20 protein-coding genes are annotated in these 20265 nt (G+C 72.3%); 14 read left to right on the top strand and 6 right to left on the bottom strand.

Going from position 1 to position 20265, the window contains the following annotated elements; genetic code table 11:
• Positions 1-52 precede the first annotated feature (52 nt).
• Complete coding sequence (locus tag FHX37_RS15860) at positions 53-406, bottom strand: ArsR/SmtB family transcription factor (RefSeq protein ID WP_141924631.1); 354 nt, start codon at positions 404-406, stop codon at positions 53-55.
• A 61-nt stretch (positions 407-467) separates the two neighbouring features.
• On the opposite strand from FHX37_RS15860, the gene FHX37_RS15855 reads away from it, so the two are divergent.
• A complete protein-coding gene (locus FHX37_RS15855; protein WP_211351848.1) occupies positions 468-1550 on the top strand; it encodes a flavin-containing monooxygenase in 1083 nt (360 codons plus the stop codon).
• A 1-nt stretch (position 1551) separates the two neighbouring features.
• On the top strand, positions 1552-2403 hold the full coding sequence (locus FHX37_RS15850; RefSeq protein WP_141924629.1) for a bile acid:sodium symporter: 852 nt from the start codon (positions 1552-1554) through the stop codon (positions 2401-2403).
• 14 nt (positions 2404-2417) lie between these two features.
• On the opposite strand, the gene FHX37_RS15845 is transcribed toward FHX37_RS15850, so the two are convergent.
• A complete protein-coding gene (locus FHX37_RS15845; RefSeq protein ID WP_141924628.1) occupies positions 2418-3098 on the bottom strand; it encodes a flavin reductase family protein in 681 nt (226 codons plus the stop codon).
• Positions 3099-3348: 250 nt separating this feature from the next.
• Here FHX37_RS15845 and FHX37_RS15840 point away from each other — a divergent pair, with 250 nt between their 5' ends.
• The gene (locus tag FHX37_RS15840; RefSeq protein ID WP_141924627.1) at positions 3349-4176 is read left to right on the top strand and encodes an MOSC domain-containing protein; all 828 of its coding nucleotides are present in this window, start codon (positions 3349-3351) and stop codon (positions 4174-4176) included.
• 24 nt (positions 4177-4200) lie between these two features.
• Here FHX37_RS15840 and FHX37_RS15835 read toward each other — a convergent pair whose 3' ends face one another.
• Both FHX37_RS15835 and FHX37_RS15830 read right to left on the bottom strand, forming a co-directional pair.
• Positions 4201-5241, bottom strand: coding sequence for a baeRF2 domain-containing protein (locus FHX37_RS15835; RefSeq protein ID WP_141924626.1), 1041 nt, complete (start codon positions 5239-5241; stop codon positions 4201-4203).
• Between the two features lie 193 nt (positions 5242-5434).
• The gene (locus FHX37_RS15830; protein WP_141924625.1) at positions 5435-6262 is read right to left on the bottom strand and encodes a PhzF family phenazine biosynthesis protein; all 828 of its coding nucleotides are present in this window, start codon (positions 6260-6262) and stop codon (positions 5435-5437) included.
• 367 nt (positions 6263-6629) lie between these two features.
• Between FHX37_RS15830 and FHX37_RS15825 the strand changes: the two genes are divergently transcribed.
• A complete protein-coding gene (locus FHX37_RS15825) occupies positions 6630-8483 on the top strand; it encodes a transketolase (RefSeq protein ID WP_141924624.1) in 1854 nt (617 codons plus the stop codon).
• Between the two features lie 97 nt (positions 8484-8580).
• A complete protein-coding gene (locus tag FHX37_RS15820; RefSeq protein WP_141924623.1) occupies positions 8581-9018 on the top strand; it encodes a PPOX class F420-dependent oxidoreductase in 438 nt (145 codons plus the stop codon).
• Positions 9019-9030: 12 nt separating this feature from the next.
• Here the strand turns inward: FHX37_RS15820 and FHX37_RS15815 are convergent, their stop codons facing one another.
• Positions 9031-9768, bottom strand: coding sequence for a Mut7-C RNAse domain-containing protein (locus FHX37_RS15815; protein WP_141924622.1), 738 nt, complete (start codon positions 9766-9768; stop codon positions 9031-9033).
• Positions 9769-10034: 266 nt separating this feature from the next.
• Here FHX37_RS15815 and FHX37_RS15810 point away from each other — a divergent pair, with 266 nt between their 5' ends.
• The 8 genes from FHX37_RS15810 (at position 10035) to FHX37_RS15775 (ending at position 17295) form a co-directional block, all read left to right on the top strand.
• Complete coding sequence (locus tag FHX37_RS15810) at positions 10035-11957, top strand: AMP-dependent synthetase/ligase (RefSeq protein WP_141924621.1); 1923 nt, start codon at positions 10035-10037, stop codon at positions 11955-11957.
• Positions 11958-12281: 324 nt separating this feature from the next.
• Complete coding sequence (locus tag FHX37_RS15805) at positions 12282-13520, top strand: phospholipase D-like domain-containing protein (protein ID WP_141924620.1); 1239 nt, start codon at positions 12282-12284, stop codon at positions 13518-13520.
• Between the two features lie 132 nt (positions 13521-13652).
• A complete protein-coding gene (locus FHX37_RS15800; protein ID WP_141924619.1) occupies positions 13653-13982 on the top strand; it encodes a DUF2795 domain-containing protein in 330 nt (109 codons plus the stop codon).
• An 11-nt stretch (positions 13983-13993) separates the two neighbouring features.
• Positions 13994-14188 (top strand): CsbD family protein, encoded by a 195-nt coding sequence (locus FHX37_RS15795; protein ID WP_141924618.1) that lies wholly within the window; start codon positions 13994-13996, stop codon positions 14186-14188.
• Between the two features lie 115 nt (positions 14189-14303).
• On the top strand, positions 14304-14852 hold the full coding sequence (locus FHX37_RS15790; protein ID WP_211351847.1) for a hypothetical protein: 549 nt from the start codon (positions 14304-14306) through the stop codon (positions 14850-14852).
• A 271-nt stretch (positions 14853-15123) separates the two neighbouring features.
• Positions 15124-15846: a spermidine synthase family protein gene (locus FHX37_RS15785; RefSeq protein WP_141924617.1), complete on the top strand. Its 723-nt coding sequence runs from the start codon at positions 15124-15126 to the stop codon at positions 15844-15846.
• A 123-nt stretch (positions 15847-15969) separates the two neighbouring features.
• Positions 15970-16425: a hypothetical protein gene (locus FHX37_RS15780; RefSeq protein ID WP_141924616.1), complete on the top strand. Its 456-nt coding sequence runs from the start codon at positions 15970-15972 to the stop codon at positions 16423-16425.
• A 93-nt stretch (positions 16426-16518) separates the two neighbouring features.
• Entirely contained in the window at positions 16519-17295 is a 777-nt protein-coding gene (locus tag FHX37_RS15775; protein ID WP_141924615.1) for an isocitrate lyase/PEP mutase family protein, read from the top strand.
• Between the two features lie 91 nt (positions 17296-17386).
• Here the strand turns inward: FHX37_RS15775 and FHX37_RS15770 are convergent, their stop codons facing one another.
• A complete protein-coding gene (locus FHX37_RS15770; protein ID WP_141924614.1) occupies positions 17387-17764 on the bottom strand; it encodes a hypothetical protein in 378 nt (125 codons plus the stop codon).
• 528 nt (positions 17765-18292) lie between these two features.
• Here FHX37_RS15770 and FHX37_RS15765 point away from each other — a divergent pair.
• Complete coding sequence (locus FHX37_RS15765) at positions 18293-19840, top strand: FAD-dependent oxidoreductase (protein ID WP_141924613.1); 1548 nt, start codon at positions 18293-18295, stop codon at positions 19838-19840.
• Positions 19841-20265: the final 425 nt, after the last annotated feature.

Below are 20265 nucleotides of genomic sequence, written 5' to 3'. Positions count from 1 at the left end.
ACCGCGAGTGCCGTGGCGGCGGTGGGAGCGACCCCGAGGCGGGGCGGGCGTGTCAGCAGCAGAACCGCAGGTAGTTCTGCAGGTCGGCGAGGGCGTGGGAGACGCGCTCCCGGTCGGAGTGGTAGAGCACGGTCTTGCCCTCCCGCCGGGAGGCGAGGATGCCGCCCCGGCGGAGCAGGGCGAGCTGTTCCGAGACGGTGGACTGGCCCAGGCCGGTGCGTTCGGCCACCTCCCCCACCGACAGCTCCGCCCCCTGGGCGAACAGCAGCATGATGCGCTGCCGGGTGGGGCTGGCCAGCGCCCGGAGGAACTCGTGTGTCGTCTCGTCCAGCTCCACGGGCGTTTGCCCACCGCAGACGCCGGCGGGATGCGCCGTGGGGTCGTGGGCCTCACCGGGCTCGCTCATGGTTCCATGCTCGCACGTCTTACATATCGACAATTCGCGAAATGACGATATGATCGGGCGCATGGACACACCCCACAACCGCGTCGTCATCGTCGGCGGAGGGCAGTCCGGTCTCGCCGCCGCCCGCGCGGCCCGCGACACCGGACTCCACCCCGTCGTCCTGGAAGCGGGACCCCGCCCCACCGGCGCGTGGCCCCACCACTACGACAGCCTCACCCTCTTCTCCCCGGCCCGGCACAGCGCGATGCCCGGCCTGCCCTTCCCCGGGGACCCGGACCGCTATCCCGGCCGCGACGAGGTGGCCGACTACCTGGAACGCTACGCCCACGGCCTCGGCACCGACATCCGCACCAACACCACCGTGGAGACGGTCGAGGCCGGCAGCCACGGCTTCACCGTGCGCACCACCCGCGGCGAGGAGATCCCCGCGGAGGGCGTCGTCGCCGCCAGCGGCTCCTTCACCAACCCCCACCTGCCCGCCCTTCCCGGACAGGACGGCTTCACCGGCGAGCTACTGCACGCCGCCGACTACCGCGAACCCGCCCCGTACTCTGGGAAGCGCGTCGTCATCGTCGGCGGCGGCAACTCCGCCGTACAGATCGGCTACGAGCTGTCGGGGAAGGCGGCCTCGGTCACCCTCGCCACCCGCCAGCCGGTGCGGTTCCTCCACCAGCGCCACAACGGCCGCGACCTGCACGACTGGATCACGCAGAGCGGCTTCGACCACCTGCCGCCGGAATGGCTCGCCCGCGCCGTCGGCGGAACCCTCGTCATGGAGACCGGCGACTACCGCAGCGCGCTGGAGACCGGACGGATGCGCCGCGTCCCCGTGTTCGACGCCTTCGACGGCGACTCGCTCGTGTGGTCCGACGGGACGCGCGAGCCCGCCGACACGGTGCTGTTCGCCACCGGCTACCGCCCCAGTCTGGGGTACCTGGAGAGACTCGGCGCGCTCGACAGCGACGGAGCGCCCCGCAACACCGGCGGGGTCTCCACCACCCACCCGGGGCTGGTCTACGTCGGCCTGGAGTTCCAACGCTCGTTCTCCTCCAACACGCTGCGGGGCGTACACCGCGACGCGCAGCACGTCATGGCCCCGCTCGCGGCCCACGTACACGGCGCGCCCGCGACGGTCGGTCTGTGAGGTGGACGCCCCGCCCGTCACCCTCGGACTGGTGCTACTGCTCGTGGCCACGATGACCACGGTGGGAACCGAGCTGTCCCCGTCCGGATTCGTCCGCCTCCTGCACCGCCCGGCCACCCTCGCCGTCGCGCTCGCGGCCAACCTCCTCCTGCTCCCCGCGTCGGCCGTGGCGCTCGTGGCGGTCCTGGACCTGGACGGCGGTGTCGCTGTCGGGATCGTCCTCGCCGCGGCCGCCCCGGGCGGCGGCACCGGTGTCCTGCTCGCCCACCACGCCCGGGCGGACCCCGTGCTGGCCCTGGGCATCCAGGGGATACTCGCCCCGTTGGGTCTGGTCGCGGTGCCGCTGTGGGCACGTGCCACATCCCAGGCCCCCACGGCCGGCCTCGACGGCGGGAGCCAGCTCACCGCGCTGCTGGCGGTGCAGGCGGTCCCCCTGGTGGGCGGCATGTTCCTGCGTGCCCGCCGCCCGGAGGCAGCCGACCGGCTGAGAACGGTCAGCCGGCGCGTCGCCGACGTCCTGCTCGTGACCATGACGGGCTACGTGCTCGTGGTGTCGGCGCCGCACCTCGCCCGGCTCCCCGCCGAGGCCTACCTCGCCATCACGCTGCTGGTGGGTGCCTCGCTCGCCACCGTCGCGCTGCCCCGCTCCGGCGGGCCGCCGGAGCGGCGGGCGCTGGCCATGGTCACGACGGTGCGTAACCTGTCCCTCGCGCTACTCGCCGCAGGTGCGGCGGCCGAGGCGCAGCAGGCAGCCGGTGCCGTCATCGCCTACAGCGTCCTCATGTACCTCCTGTCCGGCCTCGCCCTGATCCCGATGCGCGCCGCCCAGCGGCACCGCACCCGCGCGGGGTAGGGGCGGGGTGCCGGTTACCGGCGGTCCCACTCCGGCCGGGCGGCGCGGCTGTCGGCGGTGCGGTACATCCGCTTGGGAACCCGCGCCAGCTCGGAGGTCCAGCACGGGTGCGGCTCCAGGCCGTAGTAGTGCTGGAAGCTCATGATCAGGGGGCGCCACCGGTCGGGGTCGATGCGGTCGGGGTCGCCGTCGGCGAGGATCTCCTCCGCCGCGTGCACCCGGCGCACGCGCGTCTCGACGGCGACGGTCCGCCCGCGCAGCTCGGGAGCGTCCTCAGCGACCCCGTGCACCGCCTCCACGGCGGCCTCCATCTGGATCGGGCACTCCCGCACCCGCGGTGCCGCCACCAGCTCGGACGGCTGGGGCGTCAGACCGGCGGTAGCGAACTTGTCGGGGTCGAAGCGGTAGCCCCGCCGGCGTTTGCGCTCCGGGACCTCCTCGGCGCTGGTGGTGCGGGCCAGCGCGTCCACCCGCGGGGCCAGGTCGCTGGAGGGCAGGTTGAGCACGCACTCGCCGCCGCGTTCCAGGTTCGCCGCCGTACGCCCCGAGGTGCCCAACCCGAGCACGCACCGCCAGCCGAGCCACCACGCCGAGGAGACCGGCGCGAGGTTGGCCGAACGGTCGGTGTTCGTGGTGCTGATCAGCACCACGGGTGTTCCCGCGTACAGGATCGCCGGCTCGCTTCTCCGGTGCATCGTCCCCCACTCCGTACTGTGTTCGGGCCGGAAACGACGCTAGGGCCGCCGGCGGCCGGGACGCTGGCGGGAATCGGACGCCGGGGTGCTGGCTGGGGCCCGGGCCGGTACGGAGCGTCCCGCCACCGGGGCGGCGCGGAAACGGGGCGGCGCGGAAACAACGTGCCGTGTGCCGTCCCGGCGGCGTAGGCTTCCCGCCGGAACCGCCCTGTACCGGTGGGAACCGGGAGGAGAGGAGGGGCCCTCACCCATGGCCACGATCGCCGAGCTGACCTACTACCCCATCAAGGGGTGCGCGGGCACCTCACCGGCGGAGATGGAACTGACCGGTCTCGGGCCCCGCCACGACCGGGCGTTCATGGTCGTCGACCCGGACGGCGACCACCGCACCCAGCGCGGCTCACCCCACCTGGCCACGATCCGCCCCGACATCAGCGCCGACGGGCGGAGCCTCACCCTGCGGGCACCCGGGATACAGCCCCTCGACCTCACGCCCCGCACGGACGGCGAACGCCGGCAGGTACTGCTCTTCGGAAGGACCTACCCCGCCGTCGACCAGGGGGAGGAGGCGGCGGAGTGGATGACCGCCGCCCTCCGGAAACCCAGCAGGCTCGTACGCGTCCCCGACGACCACCAGCGCACCACCTCGGGAGAGACCCCGGGAAGCGCGGCGTTCGCCGACGGCCACGCCGTCCTGGTGACCTCGCGCGCCTCCCTGGAGGACCTCAACGGGCGCATCACCGCCGCCGGGGGCGAACCGGTCCCCATGGAACGCTTCCGTCCCAACATCGTGGTGGAGGGGTGGCCGCGGCCGCACACCGAGGACCGGGTGAGGTCCATGACCCTCGGCCGCGCCCGCCTCGGCTACGCCAAACTCGACATCCGCTGCGTGGTGACCACCGTCGACCAGCGGACCGGAGTCAAGGCGGGCCCGGAGCCGCTGCGGACCCTGGCCCGCTACCGGCGCAGCAGCCAGGGAGGGGTCGCCTTCGGCATGAAAGCCGCCGTGGTGGGCACCGGCAGGGTCACCGTCGGGGACGAGGTGCGCGTCGACACCTGGGCTGCCCCCCAGCTGTGAGCACGCCTCCGGCCACCCCGGCACTCACCGGTGCGCCTCCGCGTTGCGCAGCACCGCGCCGAGGCCTTCGTCCGGTTCCACGTCGTGCTGCGGCAGGAACGCCAGCTTCGCCGAGGTGAGCGCCGCCGCGCGGATCAGCGCCGCCTCGGCGTTGGCCCGCACGGGCTCCGCCACCCCCATGTCGTGCAGTTCGGCTTCGGTGAGCCCCAGGTGTTCCCCGTAGGGTCCGATCCACAGCTCGGCGTTCCCACCCGCCAGACCGGAGGACCACACCAGCGTCTCCACCCGCCCCTGGCGCAACGCGTACACTACCGGGGCGAACCCCTCGGTGACCCGGTCGGGGTTCCCGCGCCCCTCCTCGAACGCGTTGGCGACGGTGCGCTGCTCCTCCTCGGCGCGCTCGTCCAGCCGCCGCTGCAGCTCGTCGTCGAGCGGCAACCCCTCCGGGCCGCTCGGCCCCGTCTCCGTCTCGACGTCGCCCGCCAGCAGCCGCAACCCCTCGGAGAGCCGGTTCCGGACCCGTTCCCGGCCCTCGGGCTCCCCGGCGAGCACGATCGTCTCCGCCCCGCCGCCCACGGCGAGCCGGTCGATCGCCGCCACGATCTGCCCGGCGTCCGCCTCGGGCTGGGCCCCGTTGCTGCCGGGCCCCGGCCCCACCCGTTCCGTGTGGCGCTGCCCACTGGCGTCCACCGCGCGCAGCGCGGCTCCGCCGCTGTGCACGATGACCAGCACGTAGGGCACGTGCTGGCCGCGGCGTTTCAGGTACGGCGCCGGGTCGGGCAGCGGCCCCCACAACGCGGTGTAGTCCTGCGACGGGTCGGCCACCAGGCGGTCGAACAGCACCCGCCCGTCGGCGGCGAACGTGAGCTGGCCGCACGGCTCGGCGGTCCCGTCGCCGCGCCCGACGACCTGGTCCATGGCGCCCAGTGTCTCCGCGTCGGCCCCCTGGCTCGCCAGATCCTCGCGGGCCTTGTCCCAACGCGCCTGTATGTCCTGCTCGGCACCCTCCCGGTCGCGGGAGACGTCCATGTAGAGCGACGCCACCGGAGCGGCCGGCGTGTACACAGTGCGGAGAAAAGACAGATCCATGGGCGGGCCCTCGCGTTTCCGTTGTGGAGAGTGTGCAACGTTCGGCTGCGCTGTCGCCGTGGCGAGGCCGGCCCGGCGGCGGCTCGGGTCCAGCGCTGTGTCGCTGGCCGGCCCCGCAGCACGGCCCGGCATTCTCACCAGGGCGGATTCTCCCCACCGGAGACGTGGGTCACACTCCGGAGTCGCGAGACAACACTCCGCTGAGGACGGTGACGGCGTCCCCGGACAGGTGGACGGTGCCGTCGCCGGTGCGGCGCATCCCCACCCGGCCGCCGCGGGCGGATGCCTGGTAGCCGGTGACGCCGTCCGAACCCAGCCGCGCGGCCCAGTACGGCGCGAGAGCGCAGTGCGCCGACCCGGTGACCGGGTCCTCCGGGAGACCGGCTCCGGGGGCGAAGACGCGGGAGACGATGTCGTCCTCCCCGGCTCCGCCCGCCGCGGTGAGGACGAGCCCCCGCGTCCGCACGCCGCGCAGGGCGGACAGGTCGGGTTCGGCCCGGCGCACCTCGGCGCTGGTGGCCAGCTCCACTAGGTAGTCCAACCCCGTCCAGCTGGTGGCCACCGCAGCGCTGTCCCCCAGCACCCGCGGCACCCAGTCGGGCTGTTCCACCGGTGCGGGGACGAACTCGGGCAGCTCCAGCTCGGCCCCGCCGCTGTGCGGGTGGGCGCGCAGCGGCCCCGACTTGGTGTGGAAGGTGATGGGTCCGTCGGTGGCGAGGCCGCGCTGCGCCAGCGTGTGCGCCGCCGCCAGGGTGCCGTGCCCGCACAGTTCCAGCTCGCTGGTCGCGCTCATCCAGCGCAGGTCGAACGCGCCGTCCGCGCGGGGTGTGACGAAGGACGTGGCGGGTTGGTTCAGCTCGGCGGCCACGGCGCGCAGCCACGCGTGGGGCGGCGGCCCGTCGAGGAGCACCACCGCCGCCGGGTTGCCGGCGTGCGGGGCGGCGGTGAACGCGTCCACGAGGTGGAGGGGGAGGGAACCGGTGCTGTCGGGTGTCATCGGCGAGTCCTGTGTTCGGTGGGGCCCGTTCGGGCATGCTTGCCCCCGGACCCTGGGTTCTGTTTTCGGACGCTTGTCCTGCTGCGCGTCGTCCCGGGACACCGCCCGGCGGCGTTCCCGTCGGTCGGCGGAGGATCCGCTCCGCATCCCCGACCGGCCGTGCCGGGCGGCACCGGAGACGCCGCTCGCGACGAACAGCGTCCGAAAACAGAACCTAGCGGCGGCGCCGCCGCTCCCTCCAGCCGTTTTCGGCGCGCTCACCGCCCGGCGGCCGCGACACGGGGTGCGGCGGGATCCTGGCATGAAGGCGTCGCCGCAGGGTAGACGTGTCAGAGGCGTCCCGAGTGGACTCGCGAGGGGAGGTGCCATGTCGCAGGGAGCATGGCTGTACGAGCTGGGACAGCAGTTGCGTGTGGACGCGGTGCGCGCCGCCGACGCCGCGGGCTCGGGGCATCCGACCTCGTCGATGTCCGCCGCGGACCTGATGGCGGTGCTCGCTGCCCGCCACCTGCGTTACGACTTCGACGACCCCCACAGCCCCGAGAACGACCACCTGGTGTTCTCCAAGGGCCACGCCTCGCCGCTGCTCTACGCGCTGTACAAGGCGTGCGGGGCGGTCTCCGACACGGAGCTCCTGTCCTACCGGCGGCGCGGCAGCCGCCTGGAGGGGCACCCCACGCCGCGGCTGCCCTGGGTGGAGGTCGCCACCGGTTCGCTGGGCCAGGGGCTTCCGGTCGGGGTCGGGATGGCGCTGGCCGGCATGCACCTCGACCGGCTTCCGTACCGGGTGTGGGTGCTGTGCGGCGACAGCGAACTCACCGAGGGATCGGTGTGGGAGGCGATGGAGTACGCCGGCGACTCCGGCCTGGGCAACCTCACGGCGATCCTCGACATCAACCGGCTCGGCCAGCGTGGCCCGACCCGGCACGGGTGGGACCTGGACGCCTACCAGCGCCGCGCGGCCGCGTTCGGTTGGAACACGATCGAGATCGACGGCCACGACACCGCCGCCATCGACGACGCCTACGCCCAGGCGGAGGCGAGCCCGGAACGGCCGACCGCGATCATCGCCCGCACCGTCAAGGGCGCCGGCGCCTCCGCTGTGGCCAACCAGGAGGGTGCGCACGGCAAGCCCCTGTCGGACGCCGAGGCCGCCATCGCCGAGCTGGGCGGGGTGCGGGACAACCGCGTCACCGTGACCCGGCCCGAGGCCGGGCACCAGCCGCACAGCTTCCCCGAGGGGCGGCTGGAACTCCCGTCCTACGACACCGGTTCCCAGACCGCCACCCGGAGCGCGTTCGGGGAGGCCGTCACCGCGCTCGGCCACGCCCGCGGTGACGTCGTCGTGCTGGACGGCGAGGTCGCCGACTCCACCCGCGCCCAGTACTTCGCCAAGGCCCACCCGGAGCGGTTCTTCGAGTGCTACATCGCCGAGCAGCAGATGGTGGCCGCCGCGGTGGGGATGCAGGTGCGCGGCTGGGTGCCCTACGCCGCCACGTTCGCGGCGTTCTTCAGCCGCGCCTACGACTTCATCCGGATGGCGGCTATCAGCCGCGCCAACATCAAGCTCGTCGGTTCGCACGCCGGGGTGGCGATCGGCCAGGACGGGCCCTCCCAGATGGGGCTGGAGGACATCGCCGCGCTGCGGGCCGTGCACGGCAGCGTGGTCCTGCACCCCTGCGACGGGAACTCCACCGCCCGCCTCACCGCGGCCATGGCCGACCACCACGGGATCACCTACCTGCGCACGATGCGCGCGGACACGCCGGTGCTCTACGGCCCCGACGAGACCTTCGAGATCGGGGGGAGCAAACTCCCGCGTTCCTCGGACGCGGACCAGGCGACGGTGGTCTCAGCCGGGACCACGGTGCACGAGGCGCTGCGCGCCGCCGACATCCTGGAGCGGGAGGGCATCCCGCTGCGTGTGGTGGACGCGTACTCGATCAAACCCGTGGACGCCGCCACCCTGCGGCGGGCCGCCGCCGACACCGGCCGCATCGTGGTCGCGGAGGACCACTGGCCCGAGGGCGGGCTGGGCGACGCCGTCCTCGACGTGTTCGCCGACACCCGCCCGTCGCCGCGGCTGATGAAGCTCGCGGTCAGCTCCATGCCGGCCTCGGCGACGCCGGACGAGCAGCTCGCCGAGGCGCGCATCGACGCGGAGTCGATCGCGGAGGCCGTGCGGGCGATGGTGCGCCAGGAGGAGGGGGCGTCGGTGTGACCGGCCCCGCGGCGCCCGGCCGCGCCCTCTTCCCGGAGGGCGGCCGCCGTGGTGGGATGGGGACGCTGTTCCTCCCGTGTGTCTCTGGAGCGTGCCCATGGCCGAGACGTCCGGTCCCTACCTCGACCTGATCGCCCGCGACACGATGGGGGCGCTGGTCACGCTGAAACGCGACGGGCGTCCGCAGCTGTCCAACGTGGTCTACGCCTACGATCCGGGGCGGTGGCTGGTGCGCGTGTCGGTGACCGACAGCCGCGCCAAGACGCGCAACCTGCGCCGGGACCCGCGGGCCAGCCTGTACGTGACCAGCGACGGCGGGTGGAAGTACGCGGTCGCCGAGGGGGAGGCCGAACTCACTCCGGTGACCACCGACCCGCACGACGGGGCCGCCGAGGAACTGGTCGACCTGTACCGCACCCTGTCCGGGGAGCACCCGGACTGGGAGGAGTTCCGTGCCGCGATGGTCGACCAGGAGCGGCTCGTGCTGCGGCTGTGGGTCACCCGCGCCTACGGGATGCTCACCCCGCCGCAGTGAGGTGGCGGGGTCTCACCCCTCCGCGGCGGCAGCGGCGACGGTGCGCTGCGCTGCGGTGACGATGGCGGTGAGCCGCTCGTGGTGGGCGCCGGGCCAGTAGAGTCGGCCGCAGGCGCGGCACTGGGCGAACGTGTCGTAACTGGCCCGGGTTCCGGACTCCAGCAGGTCGTCGATGTCGGTTTTCGACACCGGGGAGAGTTCGCCGTTGCAGCTGGTGCAGCGGGTCCAGGGGGCCAGCGGCGGGAGGAACCGGTCCAGGATGTCGTCGAGCTGCTCGTCGGGCTGGGTCCCGCGCACGTAGGCCCCGGAGCGCAGGTTGGTGCGGTGGAGCAGGCCGCGGTCCTGGCTCAGCAGCACCCGGTCCTCGGCGTTTGCCTGGTCGACGAGGGAGGGGTCGTCGCGGTCGTTGTCGTAGGCGGTGTCCAACCCGACCAGCCGCAGTCGCCGCGCCAGGGCACCCAGGTGCACGTCCAGCAGGAAGCGGGGAGGCAGGGTCGGGGGCCGCTGCGGTCGGCCGACCGGGTGGACCTCCACGACGTCGCCGTCGTCGGGCCGGTGGGACGACGGTACCGGGGTTCCGTTGGCGAGGAGGGAGCCGACCTCGGTGCGGGGAACGCCGGCGGAGCGCACCACGTGTCCCAACGGGGAGGCGGCGTCGCTGACGGTGTGGAACTCCCCGTCGCGGTGGCGCTGGGGCAGGAAGAACCGTAGTTCCTCGGCGACTCGCAGGCGCAGTTCCAGTCGTCCCATGCCTCCAGCATGCCACCGTCGCGTCCCCGCGTCTTCACCACGGGTTGACAGGATACGTACACGTTTTCGGTAACGATTGAGTACCGAAGCACTCCGCCCTCTAGGTAACTCTACTCCTGTGTTAAATAAAGGGCGGTGTGTGTCCCGTGTCACAGCACCGCGCCAGTGTCCCCGCGCCCACGCGCTTCCGAGCGCTTCGGCGCGGGGGCGCTGGCGCCCGCGGGCCCCGATCCCACCCCCTGCGACCACGCGAACGGGAGCCGACCATGGGAGTGTTCAAGGACCTGCGCCGAGCGAAACGCCGCCCCGACTTCAACGGGCGCGCCCCTGTACGGGTGACCCGGGAGGGCGGAATCGTCCGCGAGGCCCGCGTCGCCGGACTCGCCGCCGACAACCCCACGGGAAGTCTGGCGGACATCCCCGTCACCAACGCCGCCGAAGCCCCTGACACGGTGGTGCTCCGCCGCAGGGCCGGCAAGCGGTGGCGGCCCGTCACAGCGGCCGAGTTCGCCCGGGAGGTCACCGAGCTGGCCGCCGGGCTGATCGCGGCCGGGCTCCGCCCCGGAGGGCGGGTCGCCCTCATGTCCCGTACCCGCTACGAGTGGACCCTGTTCGACTTCGCCGTGTGGACGGCGGGCGGGCAGACCGTGCCGATCTACGCCACCTCCTCCAGCGACCAGGTCGGCTGGATCCTGCAGGACTCCGGCGCGGAACTGTGCGTCGTGGAAACCGCCGAGAACGCCCGTACCGCGGAAACCGCCCTGGCCGGGGCGGAACACCCGCCGCGACTGTGGCGTATCGACGGCGACCCCGGCGCGGTCGCCGAACTCACCAGCATGGGACGCCACGTCGCCCACGCGGACGTGGCCCGGCGCCGCGACTCCCTCGGACCGGAAACGGTCGCCACCCTCGTCTACACCTCCGGAACCACCGGCAGACCCAAGGGGTGCGTGATCACCCACGGCAACTTCCGCACCGAGGCGGTCAACCTCGTGGAACTGCTGAAACCCGTGTTCGAGGAACTCACCGGCCAGACCCCAACGACCCTGCTGTTCCTGCCCCTGGCCCACATCCTGGGGCGGGTCCTGCAGGTGGCGTGCCTGCACGCGCGCATCGTGGTGGGGCACTGCCCCAGTATCCAGCCCGAGGAACTGCGGCCCGAACTGGAGTCGTTCCAACCCACCTTCATCCTCGGCGTCCCCTACCTCTTCGAGAAGGTCCACGACACGGCCCGGGCGACCGCCGAGCGCATGGGCCGCGGCGCCTCGTTCGAACGGGCCGACCGTATCGCCGTGTCCTACGGCGAGCGGATGCTGGAGTCCTACCTCGGGACCGGGCCCGGCCCCGGTGCGAAACTGCGGCTCGCCCGCGGGCTGTACGACCTGCTGGTGTACCGCCGGGTGCGCAGGGCTCTCGGCGGGAGACTCCGCTACGCGCTCAGCGGCGGTTCCCCACTGGACACCCGGCTCAGCCGGTTCTTCCTGGGCTGCGGCATCATCATCTACGAGGGCTACGGCCTCACCGAGACCACCGCCGCCGCCACCGTCACCCCGCCGTTGGCGCCCCGCCCCGGCACGGTGGGCCAGCCGATCCCGGGAACCGCGGTGCGGATCGCCGACGACGGGGAGGTGCTCGTCAACGGCGGGATCGTGTTCGGCTCCTACTGGAACCGTCCGGTGGACACCGCGAACGTCCTCGACGGCGGGTGGTTCGCCACCGGCGACCTCGGCCGGCTGGACGAGGACGGCTACCTCACCATCACCGGGCGGAAGAAGGACATCCTGATCACCACCGGCGGGAAGAACGTCTCGCCGAGCGTGCTGGAGGACCGGATGCGCAGCCGGCCCCCGGTCGGCCAGTGCATGGTGGTCGGCGACAACCGTCCCTACATCGCCGCCCTGGTCACCCTGGAGACCGAGGCGATGGAACACTGGCTGTCCGTGCGCAACCGTCCCCTGGACACCCCGATGTCGGACCTGCGCGACGACCCCGACCTGCGCGCCGACGTGCAACGCGCGGTGGACTACGCGAACGAGGCGGTCTCCCGCGCCGAGGCGGTCCGGGAGTTCTGCATCGTCGACGGGGAGTTCACCGAGGAGAACGGGATGCTCACACCGTCCCTGAAGGTGAAACGCGCCATCGTCGCCAAGACCTACGCCGCCGAGATCGAACGGCTGTACACCACCTGACCGGGACCGGGTGCCGTCCGGCGTCGGCCCGCTGCCGGACGTGTTCGCGGATCGCAGCGTGTGGCCCCGCCCCAGCGGGACGTGGAACGGTACCGTTAAAGTCCCCCCGGCACGCGCCGGGCGGGGCTGGGGCCTGTCCGGCGGGCGCTGCCGCTACGAGCGGCGCGGCCGGTGCCGCGCTGGCGCGGTCGCAAACGGGGGCGGACCGGATCCTCCGCCGGACGCGACCGCTGCGGCGCCGGGCGTCGCGCGGAAGGGCGGGCGTCCGTCGAACAGGCCCCGGGCAGCCCGTTCCGCCACACCGCTGGACTGGAGGAAACGCGAATGCGGCGGCGAACCATCGTCATGACCGCGATCAAGCGTGCGCTGCTCTGCTTGTTCGCGGCGCAGGCCGCGGTGATCGCCAGCCTTGTCGGCATCGACCTGTGGCGCCGGCGCGTGCGCCCGCGCCGGACCACCTTCCCCCGCACACCCCCGACCCAGCTTCCGGTGGCCGAGACCACGGCCACGGTCTACACCTACGGTGAGGACCTCTACAGCGAGATGCTGGCGGCCATCAACGGGGCGCGGCACCGCATCCTGTTCGAGACGTTCATCTTCAAGAGCGACGCGGTCGGCCGCGAGTTCAAACGCGCCCTGATCGACGCGGCGAACCGCGGCGTCGAGGTGTTCGTGATCTACGACGAGTTCGCCAACCTGGTCGTGCCCCAGCCGTTCCTCCGCTTCCCCCCGCAGGTGCACGTGATCCGCTACCCCCTGTTCCGGCCGGGCGCGCTGCTGCTGAACGTCCGCAAGTTCGGCCGCGACCACCGCAAACTCCTCACCGTGGACGGTGAGGTGGGGTTCATCGGCGGCTACAACGTCGGTGCGCTGTACGCCACGGAGTGGCGCGACACCCACCTGCGGATGGCGGGGCCGTCGGTGTGGGACCTGGAGAACGCGTTCCGGGACTTCTGGAACATGCTGCGCAAGCCCGACCAGCCCCGGATCGACGACATCGGCACCGCCCAGTGGGACTCCCGCATCCGACTGCACCGCAACGTGCCGGAGCAGCTCATCTACCCCATCCGGGCCATGTACCTGGAGGCGATCGACCGGGCCAAGGACCACGTGTACATCACGCAGGCCTACTTCATCCCCGACCGCCAGATCCTGGACGCGCTCATCGACGCCGCCGGGCGCGGGGTCGACGTGCGCCTGCTGGTGCCGGAGAACTCCAACCACGTGGTGGCCGACTGGCTGTCCCGCGGCTTCTACTCCGCGCTGCTGCGCGGCGGGGTGTCGCTGTGGGTGTACCAGAACGCCATGGTGCACGCCAAGACCGCCACCATCGACGGCCGCTGGACCACCGTCGGAACCGCCAACGTCGACCGGCTGAGCCTCACCGGCAACTACGAGGTCAACGTGGAGATCTACGACGACGGGGTGGCCGAACACTTCGAGCGCGTCTTCGCCAACGACATCACCAACGCCCGCCAGCTGACCAAGGAGGAGTGGGACAGCCGCCCCTTCGTGGCCAAGTGCAGCGAACTCATCCTGTCCCCGCTGCGCCCCTTCCTGTGATCCCTCCGGTGCCGGAACCGGAGGGCACCGGGAACCGGGGCCCACCCCGTGTGGTGAAGATCACCCACCTCTCACGCATGCGCGTCCCCGCCCGCGGTAGCGGGACCCGTACGCACGTGTGAGGGGATGGTTATGACCGCGACGACCACGACCCGGCGCCTGAAAGCGGCACTGGACGACGTGGACTACCCCGCCGACAAGGACCAGCTGGTACGCACCGCCCGGGACAACGGCGCGGACGAGGATACGGTCCGTGCCCTGGAGGCCATGCCGCCGACCGACTACGGCGATTTCGACGAGGTCACCGCCTCGGTGCAGATGACCGACGACGCCGGTCCGCTTTCCGACGCGGAGAAGGCCAGAGCGCGCCGCCACCACACCACACCCGGGGTCGCCGAAACCGAGAAGGAAACCCCCGACAACCCGATCGAGGAAGAGCTCGGGGAGAACCGCGGAAGTTAGGAGGCGCCGCCATGGACAGCGAGGAGGCACGCCGCAAGGCCGAGGAGCTCAAGGGAAAGGCCAAGGAGGAAGCCGGCGAGGCCACCGGGAGCACCCAGTGGCAAGCCGAGGGCAAGTACGAGCAGGCAAGCTCCGCCCTGAAACGCGCCGGGAGGAGGGTCAGGGACGCCTTGACCGGCGAGAGCTCGTCGAGCGGGAACGGGTGACGGCCGCTGCCGCGCCCGACCCCGCCCAGCCGTGTGCCCGCGCACCCCGATCGCGCGGGCACACGGCTGGGCGGGGCCTTCCGAGGTGTCCCAGCGCCATAACGAGGACGGTGTGGTGACCGAACTGGCAACACAGACCGCCGCGTCGTGGGTGTCGGCGATCGGCAGCGCGGGGTCCCTGCTGGGGTTCGCCTCCTACGTGTGGATCATGCTGCTGAACCGGCAGGACGAGGGGGAGGTCCGCCAGGAGGAGCACGCGCAGAGCGTCGCCGCCTGGCTGGACGAGGGAGCCCGGCACGGCCGCGACGAACAGTACGTCCTGTGCGTGCACAACGGGGGAGTGTCCCCGGTGTTCAACTGCCGGCTGCTGTTCAGCCTGCCCAACAGCGAACAGCGGCACAGCGTCGACCTGGCCATCGTCCCGCCGCACGCCACGGCCACCCGGTCCCTTCCCTACAGCTTCGACAACACCGGCTCCGAGGACATGTACTCGGCCACGGCGGTGCCGGAACTGCGGTTCACCGACTCCCACGGCGCCCACTGGCAGCGCGACTCCAACGGGGAGCTGTCCCGGCTGCAGCGCCGCGGGCCCCGTCGGCGCCCCCTGCTGCGGGAACGCCGGGAGGAACGCGACGACACCCAGTGGCAGCGCGACTACGAGTGACAGACCGCCCCGGAGCGTGGCGTCACGAGGAGGAGGTGACCGTGAACCGCCCCTCCCGGCCGTTCACCACGGGCCTCTCCGTTCCTTTCCCCGATCCACTCGCAACGGGAGCACGGCGCGAACTCTCGCGACCACTGCGGCGGGTGCGGTGGACCGCTGCCCGAGGTTCCGGTCCCCGGGCACATACGATGGAAGGCGACTGTCGGGAGGCCGGCCGCGCTCCCGACCGTGTGGACACAGCTGGCACCCCGTAGCGGAGAGTGGGAACCGAGTGAGCGCGCGTCTGCAGGAGCTCGACTGGCAGGACACCCCGATGGGGGAGCTCAGCCTGCGCCGCCGCCGGGACCCGCGCACCGGCGAGGACGTGTACGAGGTCAAACTCGGCGACGAGTTCCTCATGTCGAGCATGTTCACCGTCGCCGAGGAGGAGGCGGCGCGGCTCGCCCTGGCGGAGCAGCCCGAGGGTCCCCTGGACGTGGCCGTCGGCGGGCTCGGCCTGGGTTACACCGCCCGGGCGGCGCTGGAGTACTCGCGGGTGGCCTCCGTCACCGTGGTGGAAGCCCTCGGTGCCGTCATCGACTGGAACCAGCGCGGCCTCGTCCCCGCCGGAGCGGCCCTGGCCGCCGACACCCGGTGCCGCATGGTGCACGGCGACTTCTTCACCCTGGCCGCCGACCCGGCGGGTCTCGACCCGCACACCCCGGGGCGGCGGTTCCACGCCGTCGTCGTCGACATCGACCACTCACCCCGCCATCTGCTCGACCCCGCCCACGCCGCGTTCTACGAACCCGCCGGACTCCGGCGCCTCGCGGACCACCTCCACCCCGGCGGTACGTTCGCCCTGTGGTCGAACGACCCGCCGGACGACGACTTCACCGCCATCCTCGCCGGTGTCTTCGACCGGGCGCGCGCCGAGCGGGTCACGTTCCACAACCCGCTGCAGGAACGGGACGCCGCCAACACGGTCTACCTGGCCACGACAGCCGCCGACTGAACGTCGCACCTGCACGCCCACTCGTTTCTCCACTCCGCGTGTCCGGGATTACGCGAACCGTGTCCGGGGGAGGAGGCTGGGGAACGCTGCCGTAACATCGCAGCGCACAAGGGGGGCTGAGTGATGGCTGAGCAACCTGCGCACTCCACGGACCCGGGACGGCGCCGGAAACAGCCGTCGGCGTTCCGCCGCGGAATGGAGACACTCCTGCTCATACTGGCGGCTCTGGGCGCGGTGGCGCTCGTCGTCCAGGTCGGACTCGCCGGCTACGGGGCGTACGGCGGAGGATTCGAGTTCCACGCTTCCCTGGGGTACGGGATCGCCGGCCTGGCGGTGGTGATTCTCCTCGTCGCCCTGCTCGCCTGGCCGGGAACGATCGTCGCGCTGCTGGCGCTGCTGCTGGCCGCGCTGGCCGTGGTCGGCCAGATCGGCCTCGCCGAACTGGGTGAGAAGGGAAGCACGTGGTTCGGTGCCGCCCACGCCGTCGACGGAGCGATCGTGTTCGCGCTGATGGTGGCGGTACTCGTCGGCACCATCCGCCGCAAGCGCGGCCGGGCCCGCGTGGCGGACGGGCAGTGATCCCGGTCACGGCCGGGGGAGCGGTGTCACGGATCCAGGGTCCGGTGGGTCGGAAGGGGAGACACCACCGGACCCTCGGAGGAAGAGGAAACCGTGACCAACCGACGCGACGACCACGCTGCCCGGCTCCGCAGCCTGCACCAGCCCGGCGACCCGCTGGTGCTGCCCAACGTGTGGGACGCCGTCAGCGCCACCACCGTGGCGGCGGAGGGGGTCCCCGCTCTCGCCACGGCGAGCGCGGCCATCTCGGCGATGCTGGGCCGCACCGACCACGAGGGCGCCCCGCCGGAGGAGATGCTCGCCGCCGCCGGACGCGTCACCGCCGCGGTGGAGGTGCCCGTCACCGTGGACGCGGAGGCCGGTTACGGGCTGGCCCCGCACGAGCTTGTGGCACGGTTGGACGCCATCGGCGCAGCCGGGTGCAACCTCGAGGACACCGACCACCGCACCGGCGGCCTCACCGACGCGGACACCCAGGCGCGTTACCTCACCGGTGTGCGCGCCGCCGCCCGGGAGGCCGGTGTGGACCTGGTGCTCAACGCGCGTGTGGACGTGTTCCTCACCGGTACGGACACCGGGGAGGCGGCCGTCACCGCGGCGGTCGACCGGGCGAAGCGCTACCTGGACGCCGGGGCGGACTGCGTCTACCCCATCCTCGCCCCGTCCGCGGGGGCGATCGCCTCCCTGACCGAACGGGTCCCCGGACCGGTCAACGTGCTCTGCCACCCGGACGGGCCGGGACTGGACAGACTGGCCGGACTGGGCGTCGCCCGGGTATCGTTCGGTCCGGGACCGCAGCGCACGGCGATGGAGGCGCTGGCGGGCCTGGCACGGCGGGCAGCGGCGCACGAGGACCCCTTCGGTCCGTGAACCGGGCGGCGCGCCGGCACGCGGGGCCGCTTCGCCGCTCCCGGGGAGCGTTCCCCGCGAGGAGACCGCGGGGAACGGGCGCGGCGGCGCCCTAGACGTCCCAGTAGGCGATGCTCCAGGAGACCAGGAGGCCCAGGAAGAGCAGTGCCCACGCGCTCAGCAGCCACAGGGTGAGCGAGCGCCGGCGCCACACGGCGACTCCGCCCCCGACCGTAGTGAGCAGGATCCCGATGGTCAGAGCCATCCACGGGGAGACGACCGTCAGGTTCTGGCCGATCCCGGTGCAGATGGGGGCGGTGTCGTCCGGTCCGCAGGTGTCACTCATGAACGCCGCCAGGCTGCCGTAGAACGCCGTCACCACGCCGACCACGAGGAACGCCACCGTGGCTCCCGCGAGCGTGAGTACCCGCCTCCAGCGCGGAGCGTAGCGCCCCTCGCGGTTTGCGGGGATGGTGTTCTCCTCCGTCATCAGGGGCACCTCCCGTGCTCCTGGGGCTCTGCCCCGCCCCGGGCGGGGCGTGTGCTCGGCGGAGCTCGGCGTACGGGCCACGATTGTGACAGCTCCCGGCCGCCCACCGGCAGAGGGGAGAGGGGAACCGTGCCCACCGGGTGGCAGCGCGCGGTGGGCGCTGGGTGCGACCGGTGCGGGCGCGCCCCGTGAGGCGCGCGCCCGGGGAGATTCGGCGCTGCTGATACCCACCGCACGGTGCAGACCACCGCCGCGGCGGCCACCCCGTGCGGGTGACCACACCATCCTGTCCGGGTGGCCGCCACTCCCTGCGGCACCGGAACCGTGGGCGTCTTGCCGCCGCGGGGCGGTACCGGACCGGCGCCGTCACTGGCCGGATGGCTGAAAACGGATCCCGTTTCGGCCGTCCATAACCACATGGAGTTCCACAAACGCCTTACGTGTCCACCCGGGGCGGGCGACTCTCGTGCCGGGCGGCCCCGGTGCGTGATGGGCCGTCCTCCCCCGGAAACGGAAGGCACCACAGCCATGGAACACGGTTCGGCCGGACTCCGGATCACCCCCGACGACTACCGTTACCCCACCCTGAAACGCGGCTTCAATCCCCGTTGGACCGCCGAGCCCCACTACGTCCAGCTCGTCCACACCCCCGACGAGGTCGTGGAGGCGCTGAGAACCGCCCTCGCCGAGGAACCCGCCACCTCCGACAAGAAACGCATCACCGTCCGCTCCGGCGGGCACTGCTACGAGAACTTCGTGTGCTCCGACGACGTCCGCGTGATCATCGACGTCGGGCTGATGAACGGCGTCTACTACGACTCCGGTATGGACGCGGTCTGCGTCGAGGCCGGCGCCAGCAACTGGGACATCGGCGAGAAGATCGGGAAGAAACTCGGGAAGGTGCTGCCCGGCGGCTCCTGCAACACCGTCGGAGCCGGCGGGCACATCATCGGTGGCGGTTTCGGACTGTTCTCCCGCCAGCACGGGCTGACCGTGGACTACCTGCACGCGGTCGAGGTCGCCGTGGTAACCGAGCAGGGAGAGGTCGAGCTGGTCACCGCGAAACACGACAGTGAGGACGAGGACCTGAAGGACCTCTGGTGGGCCCACACCGGCGGTGGGGGTGGCAACTTCGGGGTGGCCACCCGGTTCTGGTTCCGCGGCCTGCCGCACGCCCCACCCGGGGCCTACCGCGTCGAGGCGGGATGGAAGTGGAAGGACCTCCTGGACAACGGGTACACGGACTTCCACCGGATCGTCACCAACTTCGGCGACTTCTTCCACAACCACCAGGGCAAGGAGGGCGACCGCTACGCCGACCTGTTCGGGATCCTGCAGCTCACCCCCAGCACGCACGACAAGGTCGGCCTGCTCGCCCAGATCGACGCCAGCATCCCGGAGGCCAAAGAGCGGCTGCGGGAGTTCGTCGACATGATCGACGAGACCGTGGCTACCACGCTCACCGACCGCCCCGAGGCCCACGGCGAGCACCCCGTGCTGACCGGCTCCAAGGAACCCGTCCACGTGGAGTGGGACAAGCTCCAGCAGGTGGGGCCGCTCGTCAACGACGAATCCGGCAAGTACAAGTCGGCCTACCTGCGTAAGCCGCTGCCCGACAGCCAGATCCAGGCGATGTGGAACGCCCTTACCCACCCGCCCGACGGGATCTCCCACGCGGTGATGCAGATCGACGCCTACGGCTCGAAGGTCAACACCGTCTCCAACACCGAGACGGCCATGGCGCAACGCGACTCCGTCATGAAGATGCAGCACCAGGTGTACTGGAAGGACGGTGTGGACGGCACCAAGCCCCTGGAGTGGATCCGCAACCTGTACCGGACCATGTACGGGTGGGACACCGGGGTGCCGGTCCCCAACGAGGTCACCGACGGGTGCTACATCAACTACCCCGACGTCGACGTCAACGACGACAAGTGGAACCCGTCCAAGACCCGCTGGTCGGAGCTGTACTACAAGCACAACTACCCGCGCCTGCAGCGCGCCAAGAAGCGGTGGGACCCCAAGAACGTCTTCCACCACGAGCTGTCCGTCGAACTCCCGAAGGACAGCGCCTAGCGGCGGACAGACCGTCCGGGGAGGGCGGTGGGTTCCTCCTCCCCGGACGCTCCGGGGCGCGGAGCACCGGGACGTACGGCGGCCGGCCGGTTGCGGCGTCCGCGTCCGACCGCCCCCGCCCGCGGTGATGAGGAAACCCGCGGCCAGGCCGACGTAGGGGAGGAATATGCCGCCTCCGCCGCTGGCCGCGTTTCCCGCCACTCCCAGGAAGGCGACCACCGCACCGGCGAGGAGGAAGCCCACCGCGGCCGTGACGAGGTCGAGCAGGCGCCCGTCGAACAGCGCACGCGGCGGCGCGGGTTCCCCACTGGACGCGGAGGCGTCGCTCTCCTCCTCGGACATCAGGACCGTCCTCACGGCACGAGGCGCTGTGCGCACCGCCCGCGCCCGTGCGGCACGGGCCGCGCGCGCCACGGGGGCGGGCG

This window comes from Haloactinospora alba (assembly GCF_006717075.1).
Classification (GTDB): Bacteria; Actinomycetota; Actinomycetes; order Streptosporangiales; family Streptosporangiaceae; genus Haloactinospora; species Haloactinospora alba.
Note: the sequence above shows the minus strand (reverse complement) of the source record. Positions and strands in the feature narration are given on the sequence as shown.